Consider the following 12,044-nt stretch of genomic DNA (forward strand, 5'->3'; position numbering starts at 1 on the left):
TTTGTAAATATTAAAACTCTAATATATCATTAAAAACTGCACTTAAATAAAAAAGTACTGTTCTAACGAACAGTACTTTTTCAACTAACCAACTAAACAAACCATCACAAAGCCAAATAGCTTTGTAACCTCTTTATGCTATTTCTATTAAACGTTTTGGTTTTGGTAAAGCTTCCTCTTTTTTAGGCAATGATAATCGTAAAATACCATTCTCGTAATTTGCATTTATCTTAGCCTCATCAATAGTTTCAGGTAAAGTAAATGCTCTTTTAAAAGAGGTGTATGAGAATTCTCTTCTCGTATAATTGTCCTCGTTATTTTCTTTTTCAGATTTCAATTCTGATGATATGGTAAGTACATTATCATCGATCTCTACATTAAAATCGTCCTTCTTAAAACCAGGAATGGCAAGTTCTAGTTCAAAACCAGTTTCATTTTCTAAAATATTCACAGCAGGAACATTAGAATTTAAATTTTCCATTCCTCCAAACCAATCTGGTTTAAAAATATCGTTCATTAATGCCGGAAATAACATATTGTTTCTCTTTACTATACTCATGTGATTTTATTTTTAGTTAAACTTTCACACAGCAAAGGACAAATTATGTACCAACATCATTATAGTGCCATTATGACGCTATTAACATGATTAATAATGACAATATGTCACTTTTTTAATTGTAATGTGCTTTGAATATGTCGATTAGAACTTTAGAAGGAACTATGTTGTCTGGATACTTGTGCATTACTTCCAGCACCTGATCAATAGCTGATGGCGGTAGCCCCATTTTTAGACCAATATTGTGCAATCTTGTAATTTCAGTCTTTGTTTGACGTTTATCGATATTCATTAAAAGTAACAAGCGATGAAACTGAACTATTCTATCAATTTGACTTTTGAGTATTTTCTTTTCAACCTTTTGATGTAGTAATTCTTCAAAAGCTTTTTTATCAACACCAAGTTTTTTAGAGACACCAATCAAAAAATCATACTCAGATTGTTTTATGGTTTTACCCACCTGTGCAAAGGCAATCATCTCTGAAAGTATACTCAATTTTTCTTGGTAGGTACTCATATTTACAGCTAATTCTACATTATAACTCCATGTAGCGCCTATTTAGTATAAAAAAATCCCAAGTTTCCTTGGGATTTTCTAGCTAATTCAAATAACTACAGTATGTTATGCTTCGATTCTGACAGGAACCGTATAAACTCTACCCTCTTGGGCATTGTCTACTTTTTTGTAGTTAAGTCTTCCTTTAACGAAACCTTCAAGTGTTTCATTAGATGTGGTCACCGATAAAACCACGATTTCGCCTTCGCCATTAATAATGAATTTTACATCGGCCGTTAAATCGTCACTAATATTAAAGCTGTTATCCTTTAACATCTTGTGAATTTGAAATGATATTCTTTTTGTAGGGTTTTCTGGGTTGTAGTCATTCGCTACAACATTACTAACTGAAAGCAATAAAGCTGCTACTAGTACTAGACTAATTTTTCTCATGATAATTTCGTTTTTTGTGATTAATAAAATTGATGAATATACATAAGAGACTCCCTAAGATTATGATTGTTACAATAAAAAATGATTTTAACAGAATTTTAAAGAAATAAAAAGGGTGAAGCCAATTGGCTTCACCCTTTTTAAAATCCTATAATTTGATCCTGTCTTAGCTCAGAACAGCTTTTACTTTATCTGCCGCCTCTTGAAACTGAACCGCAGAATGCACGGCTAAACCAGAATTATCTATAATCTCTTTGGCCAACTCAGCATTGGTACCTTGCAATCTCACTATAATCGGTACTTTTATGGAATCACCCATATTCTTATACGCATCTACCACGCCTTGAGCGACCCTATCACAACGTACAATTCCACCAAAAATATTTATTAATATGGCCTTAACGTTAGGGTCTTTTAAAATAATTCTAAAAGCCTCTTCAACTCTTTTTGCGTCAGCTGTTCCACCAACATCCAAGAAGTTTGCAGGTTCGCCCCCGGCCATTTTAATTAAATCCATAGTGGCCATTGCCAAACCAGCTCCGTTGACCATACAACCCACATTTCCATCTAAATCAACATAATTTAATCCTACAGCACGTGCTTCTACTTCAATTGGGTTTTCTTCACGCAGGTCTCGCATTTCTGCGTACTGCTTTCTGCGATACAATGCATTATCATCTATTGAAACCTTAGCATCAACCGCCATGATTTTGTCATCAGACGTTTTTAAAACTGGATTTATTTCAAACATACTAGAATCACTTTCTACATATGCCCTATATAAAGAAGCAACGAATTTTGTCATTTCTTTAAAAGCAGTACCTGAAAGCCCTAGGTTGAAGGCAATTTTTCTAGCTTGAAAACCTAAAAGTCCGGTAGCAGGGTCGATTTCTTCTGTATATATTAAGTGTGGCGTCTTCTCTGCAACTTCTTCGATATCCATTCCACCTTCTGTAGAATACATAATCATATTTCTGCCCGTTGCACGATTTAATAACACCGACATATAAAATTCATTTGTTTCACTATCGCCGGGATAATATACATCTTCAGCAATCAAAACTTGATGCACTTTTTTACCTTCGGCACTGGTCTGAGGAGTGACTAGGTTCATTCCTATGATACTTCCCGCAAGTTCTTCAACTTCTTTCAGGTTTTTTGCCAACTTGACACCACCACCTTTTCCGCGACCGCCTGCATGAACTTGTGCCTTTATTACATGCCAACCTGTGCCTGTTTCTTGCGTTAGCTGTTTCGCCGCATCAACAGCTTCTTTTGCATTATGGGCTACAATTCCACGTTGGATTCTAACACCAAAACTTGCTAAAATTTCTTTTCCCTGATATTCGTGAAGATTCATATGACGAGTACTGTTTTTATTGTGGCACAAAAATAGGAAACCACTTTTACAATTAACAATTAATAGTTGTGTATTTGACCAAGAGCTAAACTAGTTCACCTTGAAGTCTTCAAAATCTAATGGATCAAAATTTTTAAAGTGTCCGTTCATCTCAATTACGGCCTTGGTTCTATTTATTTGATTTAGAACAGTTATTGTAGTATCTAAATGCTCTCTAATATAGTTTAGCCTTTTGGTTTCATTGGTAAGTTGCAACAGCTCATATTCTTGTTCAAAGGACAATCCCATTTTATGGGCAAAAGCATAACTATTAAACTTGTCTATAGCTATTTGTGGAAGTTGAACCGCCATTAAATCGTATAACTCTTCAATTTTACCCAATACTTCTTGACGCAAATCTTCATCGGCGTCATAATGTGATTCCAAAAACTCCACCGTACCACCAGCATAGGGCTTACCGTCCATTTCATTATCAAAAGTGAGTACCTTAAAGACCTGCCTTGCCACACAGGTTACATCCATCTCCCCGCCTTCATAAGTGGTTACCACCTCTACTAGTTGAACCTCAACGCCATATTCCAATTTGTCGTTGATATAAACGGGAATACCAAAAGTCATGGCCTCTGCCCTGCAATCATTGATCAATTGTTTGTAACGATCCTCAAAAATATGAAGAGGTACAGTTTCCCCTGGAAAGAAAACAGATTGTAACGGAAATAACGGCAGTTGCATGGCTTGAATATTTTTGCTAAAAATAAGAACATAGGTTAAAAAGTACAATTCTAATTATTGTTATTTTTATAACAAATTGTTGTGTTTATTTATTTTTGTGAATTAATTTTGCTTTTTAGTTGCTCGAAATTTAATTTTATCAAAAACAGAAAGAAGGTATGAAGTCCGCAGATTTACTTAAAATAACAAAAACTCATGGAGCTCCGGTCTATGTGTATGATGCTGAAAAGATAAGTTCGCAATTTAAACGACTAACCGATGCGTTTAAAGGTGTTGGGCAACTAAGATTGAACTATGCAGCAAAAGCACTTTCTAACATTTCTATTTTACGATTGATGAATAGTTTAGGAAGTGGGCTTGATACGGTATCTATTCAAGAGGTACAACTGGGGCTTTTAGCCGGTTTTAAACCAGAATCAATTATCTATACCCCAAACGGGGTGTCGTTAGAAGAAATTGAAGAAGCGGCCACATTAGGAGTGCAGATTAACATCGATAATCTTTCGGTTTTGGAACAGTTTGGAAGCAAGCATCCAGATGTGCCTGTATGCATTCGTATTAATCCTCATGTAATGGCAGGCGGCAATTCAAATATTTCCGTTGGGCATATAGATTCAAAATTCGGGATAAGCATACATCAAATACCGCATTTATTGCGCATTGTGGAGCTCACAAAAATGAATATCAACGGAATACACATGCATACAGGTAGTGATATTCTAGATATTGATGTTTTTCTATATGCTTCGGAAATTCTTTTTGAGACAGCTAAAAACTTTAAAGACCTAGACTTTATTGACTTTGGCAGCGGATTTAAAGTACCGTACAAACCTGGAGATATCGAGACTAATGTTGAAGAACTGGGTAAGAAATTAACAACCCGTTTTAACGAATTCTGTGCAGAATATGGCAAAGAACTTACTTTAGCTTTTGAACCTGGAAAATTTTTGGTAAGTGAAGCTGGTTTCTTTTTGGCAAAAGTAAATGTGGTGAAACAAACCACCTCAACAGTATTTGCGAGCGTAGATTCTGGATTTAATCATTTAATCAGACCCATGCTTTATGGATCGCAACATGAAATAGTTAATGTATCAAATCCGAAAGGACGTGAACGATATTATTCTGTTGTAGGCTATATCTGCGAAACGGATACTTTTGGAAGCAACAGACTTATAAACGAAATATCGGAAGGCGATATCTTGGCCTTTAAAAATGCAGGGGCCTATTGTTTTACCATGGCCAGCAATTACAATTCTCGTTACCGACCTGCCGAAGTTTTATGGTACAATAATGAAGCCCATTTAATACGGAAAAGGGAAACCTTTGATGACATAATAAACAACCAAGTGGATGCCAAGCATTTGTTTGATGTAAAACGTGAGAAGCTTGTTGCGAAATAATATGGCATAATTTTCGTTAGGTTTTATATAGTCTTAAGACTAAAAACTCAAATTTTTGTTATGCAAAAAGTGCTTTTTTCATTGCTGTTTATTTTTACGGTATCTCTGACGGCCCAAGAGGTGACTTGGCTTTCTTGGGATGAGGCCTATACCCTATCGAAAAGCGATAAGAATCCTAAAAAAATATTTGTAGATGTTTATACGGATTGGTGCGGATGGTGCAAGAAAATGGACAAAGATACTTTTCAAAATCCGGAGGTAGCCGCCTATATGAAAGCTAATTTTTATATGGTAAAGTTGGATGCCGAAGGAAAAGAAGATATCACCTATAATGGTAAAAATTTTAAGTTTGTGCCACAAGGCCGACGTGGCTATCATGAGTTTGCAGCTGCCTTATTACAAGGAAAAATGAGCTACCCAACAGTAGTTTTTTTAGATGAAAACTTTGGTATGCTTTCCCCTGTTCCAGGATACCAAAAAGTAGAACCCTTTATGCAAATTGCACGTTATTTTGGAGAAAATATTTATAAAGAGAAAGATTGGAAAAGCTATGCTGGCATAGGCAAATAGCTGACAGCTTTAACAAACATAAAAGACATCCTCAAAAAAGGATGCTTTTTTTATTGATTAATTCAAGATTGCAATCCTAATCATCTGATTCTTCGACCGGAATTAAATTATCATCAGGTATACGATCAATCATTTTGTTATAGGGGTCTATTCCCGCTTTTACAGGCAGTTTCTTTGTTATAAACGTATATGAAGAAGTACCCGGGGTAACCCATGCTTTTCTCAATGCTAAAGGCCGTTTTACGGTTAAACCTTTTGCATTGGTCGTATCTGATTCAAAAACAGCAACTTCTAAATAGTTAGGTTTATCTGGCGATTCTAAAGTTTTTCCAAGACCGTCAAAATAGGTTTTGCTACTCTCTACATCTATGCGAACCTCATAGGTATCATCATCTTTCTTTTTATATGTTGCACTTGTAGTCTTATTAGAATACAGTGTTATTTTCTCAAAACTATCTTCTAAATAATACTGTAAACTATCAGGCGTTGCCTTTTTCATATAATCATACCATTCATGTGTGGTGGTAAAAGGGGCCTTTGGCCTAAAACGAGCGGCCTCTGTATAGGCCTTAAACTCCCTATTCAAATTATCTTCTCCTATCAAATCTTGTAAGGCGTATAAAATTAAACCTCCTTTACGATACCAAACGTAGGACTGGGTATCATTATCCAAAAGTGTTTTTTCAAATTTTCCCTCATTGGCCCTACCTCGCAAGTAACGGTCTAACTCTTCCTTCAAAAAACGTTGCATAGCATCTACGCCATACTCTTTCTTCATTACCATTAACGAAGAGTATTCTGCCATCGTTTCAGAAATTTGATTGGCTCCTCGGGTCGCCGATGGTGTTATTTGATGACCCCACCATTGATGGGCTACCTCATGCGAAGTAACGGTAAATACATAGTCCAAATTATTAGGGTCACTAAAGTCACCAACCCAGCCAAAACTTTCTGCGAAAGGCACGGTATTGGGAAAACTCTGTGCAAAAGTGCTATACCTTGGAAACTCTAAAATACGTATCTGACGATACTGATAAGGACCATAGTTTTCAGTGAAATAATCCATGGACTTTTTAACTCCGTTTACGAAACGATCTAAGTTATAGGTATGCGAAGGGTGATGGAAAATTTCAATATTTACCTGCTCACCTCTTTTACCTGTCCAAACCTCTCGGTGCACCGCATATGCCGCAGATGATATGTTATAAAAGAAATCAAGTTCGCCCTCCATTTTGTATGTGAAGTATTTTCTTCCATCTTGCTCCCATTCTTTTTGTAAATATCCTGGAAGGATTGCAATTTGATCAGGAGCTGTACTTACAGTGCCTTCAAAAGTGATATAATCTGCATCATCATTAAACAGCAAATTACTAGTACCCCACTCATCTGTCTGTTCTGGGAGCTGATAATCTTTAACGGGCAATTCGTATTTTTTACGGTCTTGATCACTTGATAATTCTCCTTGACTACTATACCCAAAAGAAGGGAAAAATCCATCATTTAAAAAAGTTCCATTATATACAATAGAAGAACCTGAACCTTCATTGGGAAATCCTTTATATCCGGAAGAAACAGCCAATTTCATTGTTAGGGTATCGCCCGGTGCCATTGGTGTATCAAAAGCATAAATTTTATACCCATAATCTGCATATTCCTTATCCAATTTAGGTTCTTTACCTTCTATTAAAAATTGTGTGACCTCTTTTTTCAATAAGCCCTCAGCACCCCAATTTAAATGAAGCTTATCGATGGTCTCATTGGTCTTGTTTACCATTGTCATCACTGTGCTAATATTTGCAGAACGTTCTTCGGGAATTAAATCTGCATTCAGTTTTACATCTATCACCTTCGGCTGAGCAATTTTATTGTATTGTCTTAAAGTCTTCTCGTAATTGGCTCTGCCTATAGTTGCCTCATCGTCCGTTCTGTAATTATTTATTGTTCTTGTATTCTTGTTTATAAAGATTCCTGTACCGATAAAAACAGCGAGCAATATTACTAAGGCACCAATTGATTTTGAATTTAAACGACTTTTAGCCAGGCTCCATCTTGCTTTTCTTCCAGAATCCGTACCCCTTTTCCAAAATAAATAACCAATAACCGTTAAAATACCCCCACATGCCAACCAATACGTTTTAAACCATAACAGAGCCTTCCCAAAATGACCAAAACCGTTCATATCACTAACGGTATAGCCTGGAGCGTAACTGTACAAGTATAGGTTATTATCAATATCGGCCATGGCATTAAGTCCAAATAATACAGTCCAAATAGCGATGGCGACCACATGGCCCAAAAACTTCTTGGTAACTATAGAATGAACAAAAAAGGCCAACATCACAAAACTGATGTATTTCGGAAATTCAAAAAGGTATAAATCGGTAAAGTATTTATCAAACTCAAAATTGAAGTACCCTTTCAGAACCTGATTTAGAACCCCACTGACCAAAATCATATTGACCAAAATAAAGCTCACCATTACCAAAGCAAGGAATTTTGAACCGTATACAATTCGGTTAGGAATTGGCAATGACCCAAAAATCTGATCGTAATTCACACCCCTTTCACGATGCAAAACCTCACCGGTCATAAATACAATAAGTATAAAAATCAAAATGATGTACGTGAAGTTTTTCACCTCTAACATGTAATAGGTCAAAGGCAAAGAAGGGGTTCCATAAATTGGCGCACCGAACCAACCGTCAAAAAACAAAAAGGCCACCGCCGCTATAAAAATAGCTTTGAAGAAGTTATCTGAAATTATATTCTTAAACTCCATAAAGGCAAGCTTAAAAAGCAACTTTATGTTTAAACTGCTCGAGAAGGCCTTGGCTACCGATGGAATTTTAGTCAATGCGGCGCTACTCTTAACCTCATCTGCAACCAGTTTTTTCTTTTTACTGCTAAAGTTCTTGTTTAAAAAGGATTGAAAATCAAATTTAAATAGTGTAAATAAAAACAAGGCTACGCCTATACCAACCCATAACAAACGATTCCATAATAACATTCCCTCAAAAGGAATCAGTCGGGTATTCTGCTCTTCAGGAGTCCAATATTGAATAATATTATTAAGACTTGTAAAACCAAAAGGATCTAACAAGCTGGTCAATGTTTTATTTTCAATGTCTTGCGTAAGTGTTAAGGTTACCAGATAGGTAATAAACAATATGGCACCCCCGGCATAGGCCAACATCACCCGTTTTGTTAAACTTACCAAAGCAAAAAAGATACAACCAGCAAAAAATAGGTTTGTCCAATAAACGGTTATTGTAGGTTGTATATAATGCCATAGATTAAGAAAGGTATAGCGGTCTGCCTCTACATATCCGGCATACGGCCCAATTAAAGCCCCAACAATAAGACCAATATGCAAGCCCATACTCACTAAAAATAGCGTACTCATAGAACCAAAGAAGCGACCCAGTATATATCCTTTTTCCGTAATGGGGTAAGAAAAGAAGTAGTTCTCGGTTTTGTGTTCAATATCTCTATATACAGGTACCCCCATTATCGCACTTGCAATCATAATCGCAAAAATACTTATGGTAGCGAGTGTCGTTGCAATTGCAACCGGAGCATTCACAAACACCTTTTCGGATGCCGGACCATTATCACCTATAGCCACAAAAAGCCCAAATAATAACAGTATACCAAAGTAAGCCCAAGTGGCTGGTCTTTTTAAACGGTACTTAATTTCGAATAAGAATATTTCTTTAAACATAATTGTAAAATTTTAATGATTAGTAAAACAATTATGCAGAAATAGTTTCCATACGCGAGGTAATCTCAGCGAAGTAAACATCTTCTAAATTAGCATCGCTAGCTTCGAAAGAAGCATCGGGTTGGTTATCACTTAAAACATGTATTACAGTTTTACCGGCTTTTAAGTGTGTAGAGATAACCTGAAGATCTGACTGATACGATTCAAGTTCAGACTTTTCAATGGCCTTTTTCCAGACCCTACCTTTTACCGCTTGGGTCAATTCGGCCGGGTTACCTTTTGCGACCACTTCACCAAGGCAAATAATGGCCATATTATTACATAGATTAGAAATGTCTTCAACAATATGTGTCGATAGAATAACGATAGTATTTTCTCCTATCTCGCTTAATAGATTATGAAAACGCACACGCTCCGCAGGGTCGAGACCTGCTGTGGGCTCATCCACAATAATCAATCTAGGATCTCCAATAAGTGCTTGCGCAATGCCAAAGCGCTGTTTCATACCACCGGAATAGGTACCCAAACTTTTATTACGCACATGCCAAAGATTCGTTTTTGTCAATAAAGACTCTACCAAATCTTTGCGCTCACCTTTGCTTGAAACACCTTTTAGCGAAGCAATATGATTAAGCATATTATACGAGCTCACTTTTGGATAAACGCCAAATTCTTGGGGTAGGTAGCCTAATATTTCACGAACTTTCTCCTTGTCTTTTAAAACATCGATTTCACCTAAGGTTACCGCACCCTCGTCTGCTTGTTGCAAGGTTGCTAAAGTGCGCATGAGCGACGATTTACCTGCCCCATTTGGCCCGAGAAGACCAAACATGCCCCTAGGTATGGTTAGATTGACATTTTTTAAGGCCTGTACACCGTTAGAATACGTTTTACTCAAGTTTTCAATTTGTAAATCCATTTGCGAAGATTAGTTGGTTTAGTTAAATGATTCTATTTATCGTCGGTTATAAACGACAACAGCACTGCTGTTTCAATGAGACTATATCTCATCAAACTTGTTACAAAAAGTAGTACTTTTTATTTGGATGAACTAAAACACGCAAGTATACATGCGTTGAAATTAAAACTGTAGATAAAACTTTGACCTATAAATTCTGAAGCTAAAAAATTCTTATCTACTATAATTAGGACTCTCTTTAGTAATAGTTACATCATGAGGATGGCTTTCATTAATACCGCTAGCGGTAATTTTAACAAAACGACCCGTTTCCTTTAAGGTTTCAATATCCTTTGCGCCGCAATAACCCATACCGGCACGTAAGCCCCCAACGAATTGATGAATACTTTCAAACAAATCTCCTTTATAGGGTACACGACCTACAATACCTTCTGGAACCAATTTTTTGATATCATCTTCAACATCTTGAAAATAGCGGTCTTTACTACCTTGTTTCATCGCTTCAACAGAACCCATTCCGCGGTAGCTCTTAAATTTACGCCCTTCATAAATAATAGTTTCACCAGGCGACTCCTTGGTACCTGCCAATAAAGAACCTAACATGACAGTATCTGCTCCCGCAGCAATTGCTTTAGGAATGTCACCCGTGTATCTAATTCCTCCGTCCGCAATTACAGGGACGCTTGAACCTTTAATAGCCGCTGACACTTCTAAAACTGCAGAAAACTGTGGGAATCCAACTCCAGCCACAATTCTTGTAGTACAAATAGAACCTGGTCCGATACCTACTTTTACCGCATCGGCACCAGCTTCAACTAAATATTTTGCAGCTTCACCGGTAGCAATGTTTCCTACAATCACATCAAGCTTGGGAAATTTACTTTTAACCTCTTTTAAAACAGATACCACACCTTTGGTGTGTCCATGTGCCGTATCTATAACAACGGCGTCTACACCGGCGTTTACCAGCGCTTCTGCCCTATCCACCGCATCTCTTGTAACTCCCAAAGCTGCAGCTACGCGAAGCCTTCCGTATTGGTCTTTATTAGCAATTGGTTTTTGGGTAAGTTTTGTTATATCCCTAAATGTAATAAGGCCTACCAATTTGTAATCTTTGTCTACAACTGGCAGCTTTTCAATTTTATGTTCTTGCAGAATATCCTCAGCTTCCGAAAGGGAAGTCCCTTCGCCTGCAGTTACAAGATTTTCTGAAGTCATTACTTCAGCTATTGGTCTTTCGTTATTCTTTTCAAAACGCAAATCACGATTGGTCACAATACCAATCAATTTTCCTGAGTCATCAACTATAGGAATTCCACCGATACTATGCTCTTTCATATTGGCCTTTGCATCAATAACCTTAGAGTTTAAAGGCATTGTGACAGGATCCATTATCATACCGCTTTCAGCACGTTTTACTTTACGTACTTTCAAGGCTTGCTCCTCTATAGTCATATTCTTGTGCAAAACCCCAATACCCCCCTCTTGGGCAATTGCAATTGCCATTTTAGATTCTGTCACGGTATCCATAGCAGCGGATACAATAGGAACATTAATGGTAATATTTCGCGTAAATTTAGACTTGATACTTACTTCTCTTGGCAGCACCTCAGAAAAAGCTGGCACTAAAAGAACATCGTCATAAGTAAGGCCTTCGCCAAGAATTTTGTTTAGGTGGGCTTCCATTGCAATTACGGATTAATTGCGTGCAAAGATACTGTTTTTTACTTAGGTGGTTTTATCAAAAATTTGAACCAGTGTTAAAGCCCAGTATGTTAAATTTTTGATGTAACCCATTGGGAATGAAAACTTAAAATATTCTTATTTTTATTTA

At 36.8% G+C, this 12,044-nt stretch carries 10 protein-coding genes; 2 read left to right on the forward strand and 8 right to left on the reverse strand.

The annotated features are described in order from the left end of the window. Positions 1-133: 133 nt before the first annotated feature. The 5 genes from ACFSQJ_RS02700 to ACFSQJ_RS02720 form a co-directional block, all read right to left on the reverse strand. Positions 134-559 carry an Hsp20/alpha crystallin family protein gene (locus ACFSQJ_RS02700; RefSeq protein WP_377765330.1) on the reverse strand — a complete coding sequence of 142 codons (426 nt, stop codon included), beginning with the start codon at positions 557-559 and terminating at the stop codon, positions 134-136. Positions 560-674: 115 nt separating this feature from the next. Then, entirely contained in the window at positions 675-1,076 is a 402-nt protein-coding gene (locus ACFSQJ_RS02705; protein ID WP_377765332.1) for a TerB family tellurite resistance protein, read from the reverse strand. Positions 1,077-1,181: 105 nt separating this feature from the next. Next, complete coding sequence (locus tag ACFSQJ_RS02710) at positions 1,182-1,508, reverse strand: hypothetical protein (protein WP_377765334.1); 327 nt, start codon at positions 1,506-1,508, stop codon at positions 1,182-1,184. Between the two features lie 166 nt (positions 1,509-1,674). Then, positions 1,675-2,868 carry an ADP-forming succinate--CoA ligase subunit beta gene (gene sucC / locus ACFSQJ_RS02715; protein ID WP_377765335.1) on the reverse strand — a complete coding sequence of 398 codons (1,194 nt, stop codon included), beginning with the start codon at positions 2,866-2,868 and terminating at the stop codon, positions 1,675-1,677. Positions 2,869-2,958: 90 nt separating this feature from the next. Continuing rightward, on the reverse strand, positions 2,959-3,600 hold the full coding sequence (locus ACFSQJ_RS02720; protein ID WP_377765336.1) for an LON peptidase substrate-binding domain-containing protein: 642 nt from the start codon (positions 3,598-3,600) through the stop codon (positions 2,959-2,961). A 158-nt stretch (positions 3,601-3,758) separates the two neighbouring features. Here ACFSQJ_RS02720 and lysA point away from each other — a divergent pair, with 158 nt between their 5' ends. Then, entirely contained in the window at positions 3,759-5,000 is a 1,242-nt protein-coding gene (lysA, locus tag ACFSQJ_RS02725; RefSeq protein ID WP_377765338.1) for a diaminopimelate decarboxylase, read from the forward strand. Between the two features lie 60 nt (positions 5,001-5,060). Then, the gene (locus ACFSQJ_RS02730) at positions 5,061-5,570 is read left to right on the forward strand and encodes a thioredoxin family protein (RefSeq protein WP_377765340.1); all 510 of its coding nucleotides are present in this window, start codon (positions 5,061-5,063) and stop codon (positions 5,568-5,570) included. A 76-nt stretch (positions 5,571-5,646) separates the two neighbouring features. Here ACFSQJ_RS02730 and ACFSQJ_RS02735 read toward each other — a convergent pair whose 3' ends face one another. The 3 genes from ACFSQJ_RS02735 to guaB all read right to left on the reverse strand — a co-directional run bounded on the left by ACFSQJ_RS02735 (position 5,647) and on the right by guaB (position 11,896). Next, complete coding sequence (locus ACFSQJ_RS02735) at positions 5,647-9,291, reverse strand: ABC transporter permease/M1 family aminopeptidase (protein WP_377765341.1); 3,645 nt, start codon at positions 9,289-9,291, stop codon at positions 5,647-5,649. A gap of 31 nt (positions 9,292-9,322) precedes the next feature. Then, complete coding sequence (locus ACFSQJ_RS02740) at positions 9,323-10,210, reverse strand: ABC transporter ATP-binding protein (RefSeq protein WP_377765343.1); 888 nt, start codon at positions 10,208-10,210, stop codon at positions 9,323-9,325. A 213-nt stretch (positions 10,211-10,423) separates the two neighbouring features. Further along, entirely contained in the window at positions 10,424-11,896 is a 1,473-nt protein-coding gene (gene guaB, locus ACFSQJ_RS02745) for an IMP dehydrogenase (protein ID WP_377765344.1), read from the reverse strand. Positions 11,897-12,044 lie beyond the last annotated feature (148 nt).

The sequence above is a fragment of the Croceitalea marina genome (assembly GCF_042684265.1).
GTDB lineage: Bacteria > Bacteroidota > Bacteroidia > Flavobacteriales > Flavobacteriaceae > Croceitalea > Croceitalea marina.